Source organism: Kitasatospora sp. NPDC002522 (assembly GCF_053595195.1).
In genome coordinates this window covers 71,156-87,380 of sequence record NZ_JBSFXE010000017.1, presented here as the reverse complement: position 1 = coordinate 87,380, position 16,225 = coordinate 71,156, and the positions used below count along the sequence as shown (strand labels likewise).

Here is a 16,225-nt window from a genome sequence, read left to right as displayed (position 1 = left end):
GAATGCGTGCAGACAGCATCCAACACCGGCCGACCCGCTTTCAAGCGCGGGACCCGGGCCGGATGGGAAGGGGAAGAGGGCGGCCAGGCGGAGAGTGCCGGCGAGGGCGAGGGCGAGGGCGAGGGCGAGGGCGAGGGCGAGGGCGAGAGCGGGGGCGAAGGCGAAGGCGAGGGCCGGACAGAGGCCCGGTGCGGGGCGTGTCGCGGCCCCGGTGGAGCGGGTGCTCCACCGGGGCCGGCCGTAGCGAGCGCCTAGTTGCCCAGGGCGGTGTCGGGGATCCAGGAGCCGTGGATGCCGGCGGTGACCCGGCGGGGCAGGTGGACGGTGGCGACGGTGGCGAGGTCGGCGGCGTCCAGGACCAGGAGCTGGGAGGCGTCCTGCTTGAGGTCGGAGACGACGGTGAGCAGGTAGCCGTCGTCCTCGCGGGTGGCGCCGTCGGCGGGGACGAAGACCGCCTCGCTGGGCATCCGGGCGTCGCCGACGGGGGAGAGCAGGCGCTCGCCGGTGGTGCGGTCGTACTTGACCAGGCCGTAGCCACCCTGGCCGTGCTGGTCGGGGAAGGAGACGGCGTAGAGGTAGCGGTGCTCGGCGCCGAGGAGGTCCTCGTTGAAGGTGGGGAACTCGATCGCCAGGTCGTCGACGATCTCCTCGCGGACCCGGCCGGCTGCCAGGTCGATCACCCAGCGGCGGTTCAGGGAACGGGTGTTGGGCTCGCTGCCGCGGTCCGGCGCGCCGACCCACCAGTTCCAGGAGAGGCGGAAGCCCTCGCGGTCGACGGTCGGACCCTCCAGCACGATCCGGCCGGCCGCGTCCTCGTAGGCGTTGGCGGTGTGCAGCATGCTGCCGGGGGCGATCGGGAACCAGCGGACCTGCTCGGCGCCGCGCGGGCCGCGCGGCATGACGCCGATCCGGGCGGGCTGCCCGTCCTGCCAGGAGTACGGAATGCCGGAGTGCTCGGCCGGGTCGAAGGTGACGTTGCCCTCGACGAAGACCACGTGGTTGCGGGTCAGCGCGAAGTCGTGCTTGAGCGCGGCACTCGCCCCCGGTACCTCGATCGCCTCGGTGATCCGGCCGCTCGGGTCGGCGACGTAGTACATCAGGTACGGCGGGAAGGGCGAGGAGCCGAAGAAGTGCAGCTCCCCGGTGACCGGGTCGGTCTTCGGGTGGGCGGTCATCGCGGTGCGCAGCCGGCCGCCGAAGTCGTAGGCGCCGACGGTGTCCAGCTCGGCGGTCAGCTCGAACGGGAGGTTGGCCTCGCAGAGGGCGAGCAGCTTCCCGCCGTGCTCGATGACGTGGGTGCCGGCGGAGGAGGCGGTGAGGTCCGGGCCGTGCTCGGTGAGGTAGGGCGCACCGTCCAGCGCGGGCGTCTGCACCCAGCGGTTGCGGTACCACTCGGCGCGGCCCTCGCGCAGCCGGATGCCGTGCACCATGCCGCTGCCCTTGAACCAGTGGGACGGGGTGACGCCGGCCTTCGGGTTGTGGCTGTTGCGGATCAGCCGGCCGGTCAGCTCGGTCGGCAGGGTGCCCTCGACGGGGAGCGAGGTGGCGGTGATCTCGTCGACGGCGGGCTCGTAGTGGCCGATCAGGTAGGGCTTGGCGGAGTCGGCGAACGTCGTGGCGGTGGTCATGGCGGTGTCTCCTAGGCAGCTGAGTGGCGGGTGGGCGAGGCGGGGGGTGAGAGGACGAGCCGGGGGTGAGAGGACGAGTCGGCGGGTCAGGCGGACCGCTCGGCGCGGGACTTGAGGGTGGCGAGCCATGCGGTCAGCGAGTCGTGCAGCGCGGCGCGCAGCGGCTCGGTGGCGGCCTCGACCGGCGCGCCGGCCCAGGACTCCTCGGTGCGGACCAGCACCCCGTCGCCGTGGCGCTCGAAGCTCCAGACGTGGACTCCGTCGATGCCGGAGGCCGGTCCGCCCCAGACGATCCGCTCGCCGGGGACGAGTTCCTGGACGGTGGAGGTGATGTCCAGGCCGTGGGTGTGCCAGCGGAAGGAGGCGCCGGTCGCCAGCGGGCCGTCGAGGGTGGCGCTGTCGATGTCGGCGAGCCAGTCGGCCCAGTGGTCGATGTCGGTGTGCAGGTTCCACACCCGCTCGATCGGGGCGTCGATCTCGATGGCGAGCAGGACGACGACGGGGGCGGTCGGGTCGATGGTGATCATGGCTACAGGCCTTTCCTGACGGCGGGCTGACGGGTGATCAGGGTCGGGGCGGTGCGCAGGCGGCAGGTGAGGGCGCCGGCCAGGCCGGCGGTCGCGGCGAGGACGGCGGCGGAGACGGCGAAGGCGGTGCGGTAGCCGGCCGTCAGGGCCTCGGGCAGCGGCTGGTGGGCGGCGTGGGCGGTGGCGGCCCCGGCCAGGGTGGCGAGCACGGCGAGGCCGAGGGTGCCGCCCAACTGGCGGGTGGTGTTGGCCAGTCCGCCGGCCAGTCCGGCGTCGCGGGCCGGGACGCCGGCCACCGAGAGGGCGGTGAGCTGGACGAACGCGGTGCTCAGGCCGAGTCCGATCAGCAGCATCGGGCCGAGCAGGTCGGCGGCGTAGCTGCCGTGGGCGTCCAGCCGGGAGAGCCAGAGCAGTCCGGTGGCCGCGGCGAGCAGCGCGCCGAGCAGGGTGGCCCGGTCGCCGATCCGGGCGGCGAGCCGTGGGGCGGCCGCCGAGCCGAGCATCATCGTGATGGCGAGCGGAAGTTGGCCGAGGCCGGTGAGCAGTGGTCCGGCGCCGAGCACCTGCTGCTGGTAGAGCGGCAGGAAGTAGAAGAGGGCGATCCACACCGAGCCGAGCAGGGCGGTCAGCAGGTTGCCGACGGCGACGGTGCCGCTCCGCAGCAGCCGGGGCGGCAGCAGCGGGTCGGGGTGGCGGCGCTCGATCCGGGCGAACAGGCCGGTCAGCAGCGCGGCGACGGCGAGGCCGGTCAGGACGGGGGTGCTGGTCCAGCCGCTGGTGCGGGCGGTGGTCAGGGCCCAGACCAGGGCGGTGAGGGCGAGGGTGACGGTGGCGGCACCGGCGAGGTCGAAGCGGGCGGGAGGGGAGGGGAGAGCGGGGGTGGGTGAGGAGGGGGGAGTGGGAGCGGGAGGGGGGAGGTGAGCGGGGGAAGGCGTGGAGGAGGGTGAGGTTCCGTCGGTGCGCAGCGCGCTCGGGGTGGCCGGGACGAGCAGGGCGGTGGCGGTGAAGGCGAGGGCGGCGGCGAGCGCGGTGAGGTGGAAGATCCACGGCCAGCCCCAGCTCTGGGCGACGGCTCCGCCGAGCAGGACGCCGGCCGCTCCGCCCGCTCCGGAGACGGCGCCCCAGACGGCGAGGGCGCGGCCGCGGTCAGGACCTGGCGGGTGCAGGTCGAGGAGTAGGGCGAGTGCGGCGGGGGCGATGGCGGCGGCGCCGAGGCCCTGGAGGGCGCGGGCGGCGATCAGTGGGGTCGCGCCGTTCGCGAGGCCGGCGGTGAGCGAGGCGAGGGCGAAGAGGGCAAGTCCGGCGAGCAGCACCCGGCGGCGGCCGAGCCGGTCGGCGAGCCGGCCGCCGGGCAGCAGGAGCGCGCCGAAGGCCAGGCCGTAGGCGTTGACCACCCAGGTCGGGCCGGTGCCGGTGAGGGCGGTGGCGGCGGCGATGTCGGGGAGTGCGACGTTCACGTTGGAGGTGGCGAGCAGGACGGTGAACTGCCCGGCGGCGAGGGCCGCGAGGGCGGGTCCGGGGCGGCGCATGCGGGTCACGGCTACTCCTTCCGAGTGCAGGTTAGTGTGGTTGACCACTCACTCTCTGGGCCGAAAGAACGGCGAGGCGTGGAGCCCCGCCGGCAAGCGAAGGGTGTCGGTGCGTCAGTAGTGCGTGATGCCCGCGGCGAGCGTGCGGGTCCACGGGGCGTCCACCTCGTCCACGCCGATCGACACGATCAGGTGGCACAGCATGCCCAGCGCGAAGAACTGCTGGACCTCCTGCTCGGTGCCGCCGGAGGCCCCGCGTACGTACTCCACCAGCCGGGCGTAGCCCTGCTGGGCGGCGGCCCGGACGGCCGGCTCGGAGACCGCGGCGGCCTGGGCGTGCAACTGGATCAGCATCAGGTCGTTGTTGCTGATCAGCCGGGCGTACGCGTCGCCCATGGCGTCCAGGACCACCTGGGCGGAGCTGCCGCGGGCGTCGGCGGCGGCCTGTTCCAGGGCGGCCCGGACCTGGACGAAGCAGTGCTCGACCACGGCGGTGAACAGCTGCTCCTTGCTGGGGAAGAGCCGGTAGACGTAGGCCTGGGAGATGCCCGCCGCCTTGGCCACCTCGGTGGTGGTGGTGCCCCAGTAGCCGCGGGCGGCGAAGGCGCCGATTGCGGTGCGGAGCACCGTCTCGCGGCGTTCCTCGGCGGTGGAGAGCTGGCGGGGGCGTTCCGTCTTCATGTGAGTACTCAACCACTCACACTTTTGAGTGTCAAGCGGGATTGGCAGACGGGTCGGTGCCGGGGGTGGGGTTGGCGAACGGGGCGGCGCGCCGGGGCGTGGGTGGCGGACGGGGCGGCGAGCCGGAGGCGGGGATGGCAGACGGGGCGGCGAGCCGGAGGCGGGGATGGCAGACGGGCTGGTGTCGCGGGTGGGGTTGGCGGACGGGGCGGCACGCCGGGGCGGGGTTGGCGGAGGGGCGGTGCGCCGAGGCGGGGTTGGCGGAGGGGCGGTGCGCCGGGGCGGGGTTGGCGGAGGGTCGGTGCGCCGGGGCGGGGTTGGCGGAGGGGGCGGCGCGCCGGGGGCGGGGATGGCAGACGGGCTGGTGTCGCGGGTGGGGTTGGCGGACGGGGCGGCACGCCGGGGCGGGGATTGCGGAGGGTCGGTGCGCCGAGGCGGGGTTGGCGGAGGGGGCGGCGCGCCGGGGCGGGTCGGTGTGGCCAGCGTGCCGGGGCGGGGTGGTGTGCGGGTTGGTGCCGGGGGCGGGGTTGGCGGAGGGTCGGCGCGCCGGGTGGGTGGTGTGCGGGTCGGTGCCGGGGCTGGGGTTGGTGGAGGGGCCGCCGCAGGCGGGATAGCGGGTGGATAGCCGAGTCGGTTCGGGCCGATAGCCGGGGGTCGGAGAGTGGTTCCCGGAAGGCGACCTCCGCCGGAACGTGAGGACTCGGAAGATGATCGATTACCAGAGCCGTACGGCGTCGAGGGAGACGGCGTCTCCCCTCGCCGCTGAACTGACCAGTGTCGTCAAGCGGTTCACCAACGCCAAGGGCGAGCCGTTCACGGCCGTCAACGGGCTGGACCTGCGGATCCGGCGGGGCGAGGTGGTGGCGTTCCTCGGCCCGAACGGTGCCGGCAAGACCACCACCATCGACATGCTGCTCGGGCTGACCCGGCCCGACGAGGGTGAGGTGCGGCTGTTCGGGCAGGAGCCCGAGCAGGCGGTGCGGGCCGGCCGGGTGGCCGCGGTGCTGCAGACCGGCGGGCTGCTGCCCGACCTGACGGTCGAGGCGACCATGCACATGCTGGGCTCGCTGCACCCGGGCGCCGACCCGGAGCGCTGCATGGCCCGGGCGAACATCACCGAGCTGCGCAGCCGCCGGGTGGCGGCCTGCTCCGGCGGTGAGCAGCAGCGGCTGCGGTTCGCGCTGGCGCTGCTGTCCCGCCCCGACTTCCTGGTGCTGGACGAGCCGACCGCCGGCATGGACGTGGTGGCCCGCCGGGACTTCTGGGCGGCCGTCCGGGAGGACGCGGCCCGCGGCATGACCGTCATGTTCGCCACCCACTACATGGAGGAGGCGGACCAGTTCGCCGACCGGGTGGTGCTGATCGACCGAGGTTCGGTGGTCGCCGACGGCTCGGCCTCCGCGATCCGCGCCGCGACCAGCGGCCGTACCGTCTCCGCGGTGCTCAGCCCGTACGAGGCCGGCGTGGTCTCCCGGACGCCCGGGGTGCGCTCCAGCAGCGTCCGCGGTGAGCGCACGTACTTCACCTGCACCGACTCGGACGCGCTGCTGCGGGTGCTGGTCGGCGAGACCGCCGCGACGGACATCGAGGTGGCCCCGCGCAGCCTCGAAGAGGCCTTCATGGCCATCACCGAGCACCGCCGTACCGTTTCGAAGGAGATCTGATGGCCGCCGTCACGGCGCCCGCCGCCCGCACCCGCACCTCCGCCTTCAACGGCGTGAACCCGACGTTCGTCCGCTACGAGCTGCGCCGCCGGTTCAACCGGCAGACCACCATCTTCACGGTGCTGCTGCCCGCGGTGCTCTACCTGGCCCTGTTCCGCACCGCCCCGTCCGGCGGGGCGAGCCTGCCGCACGGCAACTTCGCCGCCTGGATGATGATCGGTCAGGCGGTGTACGGCGCGGCCACCGCGGCGGTCAGCTCGGCCGCCACCATCTCGGTGGAGAAGTCGGTCGGCTGGATGCGCACCATCGCGATGAGCCCGCTCACCCCGCCCGGCTACCTGCTGGTCAAGGTGGTCTGCTCGGTGCTGATGGCCGGCGTGCCGGTCGCCATCGTCGGGGTGCTGGGCGCCCTGACGGGGGCTCAGGCCGACACCAACGTCTGGGTGGTCTCGCTGCTGGTCGCCTGGGTCGGGGCCGCGGTCTTCGCCGCGCTCGGCATCGGGATGGGCCTGGCGATGAAGCCCGACGTGGTGATGCACATGCCCGGCCTGACCATGACCGCGCTGGCCTTCCTCGGCAACCTGTTCATCCCGCTCACCGGGACCATGCTCGAGGTCTCCCGCTACACCCCGATGTACGGCGTGGCCACCCTGGCCCGCTACCCGCTGAACGACGGCTTCTCCTTCCACGGGGAGCACTCCAGCGTCACCGGCGCGGTCTTCAACCTGCTGGCCTGGTTCGCCGGCTTCTCCTTCCTGGCGATCCGCCGCTTCCGCAAGTCCACCGGCCGCCCGTAACCACGGCCGGCCCCGCAAGCACCTCGTAGCCACCGAACCGCACCGGGCCAGGCCCGCCGTGCGCAGGCCCCACACGAAAGGGGGTTAGAACACATGTTCGCATTCATCGCACCGGGGCAGGGCTCCCAGACCCCGGGCATGCTGGCCGCCTGGTTGCGCGACCCGGCCGTCGCCGAACGGGTGCGCGCCTGGTCCGAGGCCGCCGACTGCGACCTGGTCCACCTCGGCACCAAGGCCCCGGCCGCGGAGATCGCCCGGACCGAGCACACCCAGCCCTTGCTGGTCGCCGCCGGCCTGCTGGCCCACGCGGCGCTGGACGGCCTCGTCGAGGACGGCGGCGCGGTCGCCGCCGGCCACTCGGTCGGCGAGCTCACCGCGGCGGTGTACGCCGGGGTGCTGGAGCCCGCCGACGCCGTCCGGCTGGCCGCGATCCGCGGCCGGGCGATGGCCGAGGCCTGTGCCGAGGCGCCCACCTCGATGGCCGCCGTGGTCGGCGGTGATCCGGCCGAGGTGCTCGCCCGGATCACCGCGGCCGGCCTCACCGCCGCCACCTTCAACGGCCCCGGCCAGATCGTCGCCGCCGGCGCCGTCGACGCCCTGGCCGAGCTGCAGTCCGACCCGCCCCCCGGGGCGACCGTGAAGCCGCTCACCGTCGCCGGGGCCTTCCACACCCCGTACATGGAGTCCGCCCGGCAGCGGGTCGCCGCCGCCGCCGAGACCGTGCGCTTCGCCCGGCCCCGGCAGCTGCTGCTCTCCAACGCGGACGGCGCACTGGTCGAGGACCCCGCGGAGATCCGCCGCCGGCTGGTCGACCAGGTGGTCAGCCCGGTCCGCTGGGACCTCTGCCTGACCTCGCTGGCCGCGCTCGCCCCCGAACTGACCGTCTCCCTCCCGCCCGCCAAGACCCTGGCGAGCATCCTCAAGCGCCAGCACCCCGAACTCGAGGTCCTGTCCCTCACCAGCGCCCGCGACATCACCCGCGCCCAGGAGCGCCTCGCCGCCCCCGCCAGACGAGGAGAGCCCGCCAATGCCAGCGCCGCGGCAGGCAGCCTTCGCCCCGTCGCGGCCCGACACATCCCGCCTGGACGCCCCGCCGAAGCACCCGAGTACACCCAGTACGAGGGCGCTCCGGCGGCACGCCCAGCCGGGCGCGGCGGGCCGCTCCTCGACGGGCGAAGCCTGCCTGCCGCGGCGCTCGTGTCTGACCTCATCGACCGCCCGCGCGTCGAGCGGGCCGAGCACCTCGCGGTGACCGATGCCGAGGGCGGGGTGACCTACCGTCAGCTGGGGACCGCCGTGGACCGGGCGGTGGGGTGGCTGCGCGGGCAGGGGATCGCCGCGGGTGACCGGGTGGTGTACGCGGGGGGCAACGACCGTTCGTTCCTCGCGCTGTTCTGGGCCACCCTGCGGATCGGTGCGATCTTCGTCCCGGTCCACCCGGACCTGACGGACCACCAGGTCGACCACATCGTCTCCGACTGCGAGGCCGCGCTGGCGATCTGCCCGCCCGGCGCGGGCCGCCGGGCCGCTCGCACCGTCGAGGCCGAACAGGCCTGGCAGCAGGTGCTGGCCGGCGCCGAGGACGACTTCCGGGCCGACGTCCCGGACACCGCCGTGGCGATGCTGATCTACACCTCCGGCACCACCGGCCGCCCCAAGGGCGTGGTCTGCCCGCACCGCCAGATGCTCGCCGCGCTGCACGCCATCAACGAGCGGCTGCGCTACGAGGCCGCCGACGTGGTGCTCTGCCGACTGCCGCTCTCCTTCGACTACGGCCTCTACCAGGCGCTGCTCGCCACCCTGGTCGGCGGCTCCCTGGTGCTGGCCCGCCGCTCCGAGGACGTCGGACTGCTCCGGCTGATCGAGCGCACCGGCGTCACCGTCGTCCCGCTGGTGCCCTCGCTGGCCCAGATGCTGACGCTGCTCCAGGGCAAGCTGCGCCGCCCCACCCGGGTGCGGCTGTTCACCAACACCGGGGCCCGCCCCGGCCGGGCGGTGATGGCCGAGCTGCTGGAGGTCTTCCCCGGCTCGGTGTTCGCCTCGATGTACGGCATGACCGAGTGCAAGCGGATCTCCATCCTCGACCCGGCGGAGTACGCCGAGCACCCCGACTCGGTCGGCCCGCCGATCCCCGGCGACGCGGTGCGCATCGTCGGCGCCGACGGCGCGGAGCTCGGCCCGCGCGAGACCGGCGAGATCGTGGTCTGGGGGCCGACCGTGATGGCCGGCTACTGGCGGATCCCGCTGGAGGCGCAGAACCGGTTCATCGCCCGCCCCGACGGCTCGCTGGAGCTGCACACCGGCGACCGCGGCTGGCTCGACGAGGACGGCCGGCTGTACTTCGTCGGCCGCGACGACGACGTGATCAAGCGCCGCGGCATCCGCCTCGCGCTCACCGAGATCGAGGACGCCGCCGAGCGGATCCCCGGCGTCACCGCCGCGGTGGCGCTGCGCCCCGAGCCGGAGGACGGCCCGCTGGTGCTCGCCGTGCACTCCGCGCTCCCCCCGGACGCGATCCGCGCCCGCCTCGCCGAGCGGCTCGACCACGCCCGGATGCCCGACCAGATCGTCCCGCTCGACAGCGTCCCGCTGACCGCCAACGGCAAGCCGGACCGGGCCGCCGCCAAGCGCCTGGTGGACGCCGCCCGGACCGCCCAGCCGACCATCACCTCCCCGAGGAGCAGCCATGAACCAGTCGCAGTTTGACCAGCTCGTCGAGCGGATCTGCTCGGTCGAGGTCACCGACCCCGAGACCCCGCTCGTCGACCTGGGCGTCGACTCGCTGCACACCATCGCGCTGGTGATGGCCGTCGAGGAGGAGTTCGGCATCGAGGTCGACCCCGACGCCCTCGCCGACCCCGCGCTCGCCTCCCCGGCCGGCCTGTTCCGCTACGTGCAGTCCTGGGCCGCCGACGCCGCCCCGGCCCCGGCCGGAATCTGAGAGGCCGACAGCCATGTGGACCGACACCAGACCGGCGGCCGAACTGCCCCGGCTGTTCGAACGGGGCGGGGACGTCATATCCCTCTCCGGCGGACTCCCCGACCTCGACGTCCTCCCGCTGGAGACGATCTCCGGCCAGCTCTCCCGGCTCGTCCGCCTCGGCGGCAAGCTCGCCCTGCAGTACACCACCCCGCACGTCGCCAAGGCCCTCGTCCCCGCCGTCGCCGACCTGATGGCGCGTGAGGACGGCCACGCCGACGCCGACAACCTGATCCCCACCAGCGGCTCGCAGATGGGCCTCACCGCCGTCGCCCTCGCGCTCGGCGCGCCCGGCGAGACCATCGTGGTGCAGACCCCGGCCTACCCGGGCGCCACCGCCGCGTTCCGCACCGCCGGCCTCGAGCTGCAGGCCGCGGCGGAGGACGCCGAGGGCCTCGACCCGCAGCAACTGCGCACGACGGTACGGGAGTTGCGGGCGGCCGGGCGGACGGTGCGACTGCTGTACGTCAACCCGACCTTCCAGAACCCGACCGGCGCCACCCTCGGCGTGCACCGCCGCACCGAGATCCTCGCCGCCTGCCGCGAGCTCGACCTGCTGCTGGTCGAGGACAACCCGTACGGGCTGCTCGGCTTCGACGGCGCCACCACCCCCCTGTTCCAGGCCCTCGACCCGCAGCAGGTGGTCTACCTCGGCACCTTCTCCAAGATCTTCGCCCCGGGCCTGCGCTCCGGCTGGATCGCCGCCCCCGAGCACGTCAAGCACGACCTGGCCCGGGTCGCCGAGATCATCTCGCTCTCGCCGTCCGCGCTCGCCCAGGGCGCCCTCGCGGCCTTCCACTCCCGCAACGGCTGGACCGAGCTGATCGACCGCTACCGCGACAGCTACCGCGAGCGCTGCACCCTGATGGCCGACGCCCTCGACCGGGAACTCGGCGCCGACAGCCCGTGGACCTGGCAGCGCCCCGGTGGCGGCTTCTACCTCTGGCTGCGCCACCGCGACGGCGTCGACGCCACCCGCTACGCCCGGGCGGCCGCCGCCCACGGCGTCTCGTTCGTCCCCGGCGGGCACTTCAGCATCGACGGCGAGCACGCCCACGGCATCCGGCTGTGCTTCAGCAACGTGCCGCGCAAGAAGATCGCCGAGGGGATCTCCCGGCTGGCCGCCGCGCTGGCCGAACCGGCCGCCACGGAGCGCGAGTTGGCGGAGGTGGCGGGATGAGCGCCCCCGCCGTCGAGGCCACCGCCACGGCCGCCACGACCGCGGCGACCCCCGCCGCCCGCGCCGTGGACTGGGCGGAGCTCGGCCCGGCCCGCGCGCTGGGCGGATCCGACTGGCAGGTCTGGGGTATCGGCCTGCTGCGCAACGCCGGCTTCCCGGTCTCCGGCCTCGACCTGATCGGCGGCACCCGCGCCCCGCAGGCCGCCGACCGGCTCGCCACCGGCGAGGGCGTCCACGAGGAGTTCCTGGCCGCCTACCAGGCCGACGTCGAGCAGGAGAGCGCCCGCCTCACCGCCCTCGCCGCCGACCCCAAGCTGCGCCTGGCCATCGCCTGGCAGAACCGCACCTTCTACCGCCTGCTCGACTCGATCGCGGCCGGCGGCGGCAAGGAGGCCAAGCGCCGCCAGCGCGAGCGCACCCTGGCCATGTACTGGCTGCGGTACTGCGCCAAGGCCGAGTCGATCGGCTTCTTCGGCCCCGCCGCCTGGATGTCGGTCGGCCGCACCCGGCCCGCCATCGCGGTCGAGCCCGGCCCCGGCCTGGTCGCCGCCTCCCACACCGCCTTCGAGCGCTGGACGATCGCGGCGGTCGCCGACTGGATGGCCGAACAGCCCGGCGCCCGCTGGTGGTTCCCGCCGATGCTGCGCCCCGACGTCCACCTGGACGGCGAGCAGCTGCAGCTCGGCAACCGCAAGACCATGCGGCTGCGCCCCGAGGACGCCCAGGTGCTGCGGCTCGCCGACGGCGACCGCAACGGCGAGCAGATCGCCGACGCGCTGGTCGCCGAGCACGGCTGGGACGCCGCCACCGCCCGCGAGAAGACCGACAAGGTGCTGAACCGGCTGCTGCGGCAGCGGGTGCTCGGCTGGGACGCCAACATCCCGGTCGACGTGCGCGCAGAGGAAGTGCTGCGCCGCCGGGTCGCGGCGATCGGCGACCCGCAGCTGTTCGTCCGCTACGACGCGGTGCTCACCGAACTCGCCCGCCACAAGGCCGAGATCGGCCGGGCCGAGGACGCCGAGCAGCTGGTCGCCGCGCTCGACGCGCTGGACGTCTACTTCGTCGGCATCACCGGGCAGTCCGCCTCCCGCGAGGAGGGCAAGGCGTACGCCGGCCGCACCCTGCTCTACCAGGACGCGGTGCGGGACTGCCGGATGGAGCTCGGCCAGGACCTCCTGGACGCCGTCTCCGCCCCGCTGGCGCTGATCGCCGACGCCGCCGACTGGTTCGGCAACCGGCTCGCCGAACTGGTCGAGGCCGAGGTCGCCGCCCAGGTCCGCCGGGCCGCCGAGCGGCACCGCACCGTCACCCTGGCCGACGTCTGGCCGCAGACCCTGGCGCTGTTCTGGGGCGAGCACAACACCCCGGTCCAACAGGCCACCCGGGAGCTGGCGCTGAAGTGGCGTCAGGTCATCGGCCCGGTGCCCGAGGGGCTGCAGCGGGTCGACCTGGCGTCCGACCAGGTCCGCGACCGGGTCCGCGAGGTGTTCGCCACCGGCCCGGTGCGCTCGCCGCACCTGGCGGTGCACAGCCCCGACCTGCAGGTGGTGGCGAGCTCCGTGGAGGCCGTCAACGCCGGCGACTACCAGGTGGTGCTGGGCGAGATGCACGCCTGCCTGGCCACCCTGGACCTGCCGTTCCTGGACTGGACCGCGGACGACGGCTCGGTGCGCGACAAGGTCAACCGGGCGATCGGCGCCCGGCGGCTGGTGCCGCTGCTGCCGGTCGGCTGGCGCCGCAACAGCGGCCGCATGGTGCCCGCCCCGATCGGCGAGGGCGACCGGCTGCTCGGCTTCACCCGCGCCCCGTTCGACCGGCGCGAGCGGATCGAGCCGGCCGTCGCCGTCACCCTCGCCGAGGTCGACGGAACCGTCACCGCGACCACCTCCGACGGGCGGACCTGGACGATCAGCGAACTGCTCGCGGTGCTGATCTCGATCATCGCCTGTGACGCCTTCAAGATCGGCCTGGACCGCCCGCACGCCCCCCGGGTCACCCTCGACGACCTGGTGCTGTTCCGGGAGACCTGGCGGCTGCCCCTCCACGAGCTGGGCCTGTCGCCCAAGGCCGACCGGCACCGCGACTACCTGGCGGTGCGCCGCTGGGTGAGCGCCAACGCGCTGCCCGACCGGGCCTTCGTCAAGTTCCCCGAGGAGACCAAGCCGTCCCTGGTCGACTTCACCAGCCCGACGGTGGTGCTCTCCTTCGTCAACCTCGTCCGCCGGGCGGTGCAGTCGGACCCCGACACCAAGGTGACCCTCAGCGAGCCGCTGCCGGCACCCGAGGAGTCCTGGCTGCCGGACGCCGACGGCGAGCGCTACGTCAGTGAGCTGCGGCTCCAGATCAGCAGGAAGGTGCCGGAATGACCGTGCTCGTCCCCGACGGCCCGGTGGCGCGGGTCAGCCCGCGCCGGCCGTCGGACCCCGACATCGTCGCCACGATCGGCGGAACGCCGCTGGTGGCCCTCGACCGACTGTTCCCGCCCGCCCGCTTCCAGGTGTACGCCAAGTGCGAGCGGTTCAACCCGGGCGGTTCCATCAAGGACCGCGCCGCCAAGTCGATGGTCGAACAGGCCATCGCCACCGGTCGGTTGATCCCCGGGGTGTCCACCGTGGTGGAGTCCTCCTCCGGCAACCTGGGCATCGCCCTCGCCCAGCTGTGCAACTTCTACCGGCTCGGCCTGGTCATCGTGGTCGACCCCCGCACCACCCCGCAGAACCTCGCGATCATGCGGGCGTACGGGGCGCGGGTCGAGGTGGTCGAGCACCGCGACCCGGCGACCGGCGAGTACCTGCCGGCCCGGATCGCCCGGGTGCGCCACCTGCTGGAGACCGTGCCGGACGCCTGGTGGCCGAACCAGTACGCCAACGAGGACAACGCGCGCGCCCACCACACCACCATGCGGGAGATCGTGGAGGCCCTCCCGCAGGCCCCGGACTACCTGTTCCTGGCGGCCGGCACCACCGGCACCCTGCGCGGCTGCGCCGAGTACATCCGCGACCAGGCGCTGGCCACCCGGGTGATCGCGGTGGACGCCGTCGGCAGCGTGATCTTCGGCCCGCCGGAGCCCTGGGAGTCCTCCCACAAGCGCACCATCCCCGGCCACGGCGCCGCGGTCGTCCCCGCGCTGCTCAAGCCCGACCTGGCCGACCGGGTGGTCAAGGTGACCGACTCGGAGTGCATCCGCGGCTGCCGCCGGCTGCTGGCCGAGGAGTCGATCCTGGCCGGCGGCTCCTCCGGCGCGGTGATCGCCGCGCTCCAGCAGTCCGCCTCCTGGATCGAGCCGGGCGCCACCTGCGTCGCGGTGCTGCCGGACGGCGGCGACCGCTACCTCGACACGATCTACGACGACCGGTGGGTGGAGGACTACCTCCGGCAGTACCTGCCGGAGACCGCACCGCCGCAGTCCGACCACGAAAGAAGTGAGCCATGAGGATCCTCGGCCGGGAAGAGGTCCGCACCGCCCTGGCGGGCCTCGACTCCACCGTCATCGACCTGGTCAGCAACGCCTACGTGCTGCACAGCCAGGGCAAGTCCGACCTCCCGTTCTCCACCTTCCTGCGCCCGCTGCACCGCTCCGACTCCCGGATCATCGCGCTGCCCGCCTACCTCGGCGGCCCGGCCCCGGTGATGGGCCTGAAGTGGATCTCGTCCTTCCCGGAGAACGTCAAGCGCGGGATGCAGCGCGCCAGTTCGCTGTGCATCCTGAACGACCTGGAGTCCGGCTACCCGCTCGCCCTGATGGAGGGCAGCCAGATCTCCGCGGTGCGCACCGCCGCCAGCGCGGCGCTCGCCTCCGGACTGCTGAACCGGGGCCGCGAGGTCCGCACGGTCGGCCTGGTCGGCTGCGGCACCATCAACCACCGGGTGGTCCACTTCCTCTCCCAGGTGCACCCGGAGCTGCGCACCGTGCTGCTGCAGGACGCCTTCCCGGAGCGGGCCGAGGTGTTCGCCGGGGAACTGGCCGCGGAGTACCCGGACATCGAGTTCCGGGCGGCGGGACTCGGCCAGGCGCTGGGCGCCGACACCGTCTCGATCGCCACCACCGACTCCAGCTACTGGCTGGACCTGGCGGCCCACCCGAACCGTCCGATCGGCCAGGTGGTGCTGCACCTGTCGCTGCGCGACCTGTCGGTCTCCTCGGTGCTGAACGCCTACAACGTGGTCGACGACGCGCACCACGCGGTGCGCGAGCAGACCTCGCTGCACCGGGCCGAGCAGCAGGCCGGCCACCGCCGCTTCGTGCACGCCGAGATCGGCGCACTGCTGGACGGCGCCGTCGAGCTCGGCAGCCACCGCACGGTGGTGTTCTCGCCCTTCGGCCTCGGCGTGCTGGACCTCGCCGTCGCCGAGGCGGTGCTGAACGCGGCCGACGCCCAGGGCCTGGGCACCGAGGTCGAGGGCTTCGACCCGGGCAGCCACAAGGTCACCTCCAACCTCGCCGGGAGTGCGGCATGAGCCAGTTGTTCACCGAGGGCACCCGGGCCGTGGTCACCGGCGCCTCCCGCGGCATCGGCGCGGCGATCGCGCTGGCGCTGGCCGAGCAGGGCTGCGACGTGGCCCTCAACTTCCGCAGCAGCGCCGGGAAGGCCGAGCAGATCGCGGAGAAGATCGAGGGCATCGGCCGGCGAGCGCTGCTGGTCCGGGCCGACGTCTCCGACGAGGCGCAGGTCGCCGCGATGTACAAGGAGATCCGCACCGCCTGGGGCGGCGTGGACGTCGCGGTCCTCAACTCCGGGATCACCGCGGACGGCCACTTCGCGGCGATGAGCGCCGCCAAGTGGCAGGAGGTCATCTCCACCAACCTCACCGGCGCCTTCCTGACGGCCCGTGAGGCCACCAAGCAGATGTACGCCACCGGCGGGTCGATCGTCTTCATCGCCTCCACCAGCGGCATCGCCGGCCGGGTCGGCCAGGCCAACTACGCCGCCTCCAAGGGCGGGGTGATCGCGATGGCGAAGACCCTCGCCTACGAGGGCGCCGCCAAGGGCATCCGGGTCAACGTGGTGGCCCCCGGCTTCATCGACACCGACATGGTGAAGAAGGTGCCGCCGGCGCAGCTCAAGGAGGCCGCCGCGGCCATCCCGCTGGGCCGGATGGGCACCCCGGAGGAGGTCGCCCAGGCGGCGGTCTTCCTGGCCAGCCCGGCCGCCTCGTACATCACCGCCAAGGTGCTCACCGTCGACGGCGGGATGCTCTACAGCTGATCGCCGCTCCGTAATCGAACTGACGTTCCATC

Annotated in this window: 13 protein-coding genes; 9 read left to right on the top strand and 4 right to left on the bottom strand. The window is 73.9% G+C overall.

Features of this window, described 5'->3' with window-relative positions:
* Positions 1 to 251: 251 nt before the first annotated feature.
* From ACWD4U_RS16905 to ACWD4U_RS16890, 4 genes are all read right to left on the bottom strand, one after another.
* Positions 252 to 1,628 carry a carotenoid oxygenase family protein gene (locus tag ACWD4U_RS16905; RefSeq protein WP_363456750.1) on the bottom strand — a complete coding sequence of 459 codons (1,377 nt, stop codon included), beginning with the start codon at positions 1,626 to 1,628 and terminating at the stop codon, positions 252 to 254.
* Positions 1,629 to 1,714: 86 nt separating this feature from the next.
* Entirely contained in the window at positions 1,715 to 2,155 is a 441-nt protein-coding gene (locus ACWD4U_RS16900) for an SRPBCC family protein (protein WP_363456752.1), read from the bottom strand.
* Positions 2,156 to 2,157: 2 nt separating this feature from the next.
* Positions 2,158 to 3,684, bottom strand: coding sequence for an MFS transporter (locus ACWD4U_RS16895; protein WP_363456814.1), 1,527 nt, complete (start codon positions 3,682 to 3,684; stop codon positions 2,158 to 2,160).
* 114 nt (positions 3,685 to 3,798) lie between these two features.
* Positions 3,799 to 4,365: a TetR/AcrR family transcriptional regulator gene (locus ACWD4U_RS16890; RefSeq protein WP_363456755.1), complete on the bottom strand. Its 567-nt coding sequence runs from the start codon at positions 4,363 to 4,365 to the stop codon at positions 3,799 to 3,801.
* Positions 4,366 to 5,072: 707 nt separating this feature from the next.
* Here ACWD4U_RS16890 and ACWD4U_RS16885 point away from each other — a divergent pair.
* The 9 genes from ACWD4U_RS16885 (at position 5,073) to fabG (ending at position 16,193) form a co-directional block, all read left to right on the top strand.
* Positions 5,073 to 6,029 carry an ABC transporter ATP-binding protein gene (locus ACWD4U_RS16885; RefSeq protein WP_363456758.1) on the top strand — a complete coding sequence of 319 codons (957 nt, stop codon included), beginning with the start codon at positions 5,073 to 5,075 and terminating at the stop codon, positions 6,027 to 6,029.
* Positions 6,029 to 6,826, top strand: coding sequence for an ABC transporter permease (locus ACWD4U_RS16880; protein ID WP_363456761.1), 798 nt, complete (start codon positions 6,029 to 6,031; stop codon positions 6,824 to 6,826). Before ACWD4U_RS16885 ends, ACWD4U_RS16880 begins: the two co-directional genes overlap by 1 nt.
* Before the next feature lie 93 nt (positions 6,827 to 6,919).
* Complete coding sequence (locus ACWD4U_RS16875; protein ID WP_363456763.1) at positions 6,920 to 9,532, top strand: AMP-binding protein; 2,613 nt, start codon at positions 6,920 to 6,922, stop codon at positions 9,530 to 9,532.
* Positions 9,513 to 9,767: an acyl carrier protein gene (locus ACWD4U_RS16870; protein ID WP_363456765.1), complete on the top strand. Its 255-nt coding sequence runs from the start codon at positions 9,513 to 9,515 to the stop codon at positions 9,765 to 9,767. Before ACWD4U_RS16875 ends, ACWD4U_RS16870 begins: the two co-directional genes overlap by 20 nt.
* 13 nt (positions 9,768 to 9,780) lie before the next feature.
* Positions 9,781 to 10,986, top strand: a complete 1,206-nt coding sequence (locus ACWD4U_RS16865; RefSeq protein ID WP_363456768.1) for an aminotransferase-like domain-containing protein — start codon at positions 9,781 to 9,783, stop codon at positions 10,984 to 10,986.
* On the top strand, positions 10,983 to 13,352 hold the full coding sequence (locus tag ACWD4U_RS16860) for a lantibiotic dehydratase (RefSeq protein ID WP_363456770.1): 2,370 nt from the start codon (positions 10,983 to 10,985) through the stop codon (positions 13,350 to 13,352). The genes ACWD4U_RS16865 and ACWD4U_RS16860 overlap by 4 nt, the downstream gene beginning before the upstream one ends.
* Entirely contained in the window at positions 13,349 to 14,419 is a 1,071-nt protein-coding gene (gene sbnA, locus ACWD4U_RS16855) for a 2,3-diaminopropionate biosynthesis protein SbnA (protein WP_363456773.1), read from the top strand. Before ACWD4U_RS16860 ends, sbnA begins: the two co-directional genes overlap by 4 nt.
* The gene (sbnB, locus tag ACWD4U_RS16850) at positions 14,416 to 15,444 is read left to right on the top strand and encodes a 2,3-diaminopropionate biosynthesis protein SbnB (protein WP_363456776.1); all 1,029 of its coding nucleotides are present in this window, start codon (positions 14,416 to 14,418) and stop codon (positions 15,442 to 15,444) included. Before sbnA ends, sbnB begins: the two co-directional genes overlap by 4 nt.
* A complete protein-coding gene (fabG, locus tag ACWD4U_RS16845) occupies positions 15,441 to 16,193 on the top strand; it encodes a 3-oxoacyl-ACP reductase FabG (RefSeq protein ID WP_363456779.1) in 753 nt (250 codons plus the stop codon). Before sbnB ends, fabG begins: the two co-directional genes overlap by 4 nt.
* Positions 16,194 to 16,225: the final 32 nt, after the last annotated feature.

Excerpts from the sequence above, each read along its gene's own strand:
- ACWD4U_RS16870 (WP_363456765.1), top strand. The coding sequence starts at position 9,513 with ATGAACCAGTCGCAGTTTGACCAGCTCGTCGAGCGGATCTGCTCGGTC.
- ACWD4U_RS16890 (WP_363456755.1), bottom strand. The coding sequence starts at position 4,365 with ATGAAGACGGAACGCCCCCGCCAGCTCTCCACCGCCGAGGAACGCCGC.
- ACWD4U_RS16900 (WP_363456752.1), bottom strand. The coding sequence starts at position 2,155 with ATGATCACCATCGACCCGACCGCCCCCGTCGTCGTCCTGCTCGCCATC.
- ACWD4U_RS16895 (WP_363456814.1), bottom strand. The coding sequence starts at position 3,684 with ATGCGCCGCCCCGGACCCGCCCTCGCGGCCCTCGCCGCCGGGCAGTTC.
- ACWD4U_RS16875 (WP_363456763.1), top strand. The coding sequence starts at position 6,920 with ATGTTCGCATTCATCGCACCGGGGCAGGGCTCCCAGACCCCGGGCATG.
- sbnA (WP_363456773.1), top strand. The coding sequence starts at position 13,349 with ATGACCGTGCTCGTCCCCGACGGCCCGGTGGCGCGGGTCAGCCCGCGC.
- ACWD4U_RS16880 (WP_363456761.1), top strand. The coding sequence starts at position 6,029 with ATGGCCGCCGTCACGGCGCCCGCCGCCCGCACCCGCACCTCCGCCTTC.
- sbnB (WP_363456776.1), top strand. The coding sequence starts at position 14,416 with ATGAGGATCCTCGGCCGGGAAGAGGTCCGCACCGCCCTGGCGGGCCTC.
- fabG (WP_363456779.1), top strand. The coding sequence starts at position 15,441 with ATGAGCCAGTTGTTCACCGAGGGCACCCGGGCCGTGGTCACCGGCGCC.
- ACWD4U_RS16905 (WP_363456750.1), bottom strand. The coding sequence starts at position 1,628 with ATGACCACCGCCACGACGTTCGCCGACTCCGCCAAGCCCTACCTGATC.
- ACWD4U_RS16860 (WP_363456770.1), top strand. The coding sequence starts at position 10,983 with ATGAGCGCCCCCGCCGTCGAGGCCACCGCCACGGCCGCCACGACCGCG.
- ACWD4U_RS16885 (WP_363456758.1), top strand. The coding sequence starts at position 5,073 with ATGATCGATTACCAGAGCCGTACGGCGTCGAGGGAGACGGCGTCTCCC.
- ACWD4U_RS16865 (WP_363456768.1), top strand. The coding sequence starts at position 9,781 with ATGTGGACCGACACCAGACCGGCGGCCGAACTGCCCCGGCTGTTCGAA.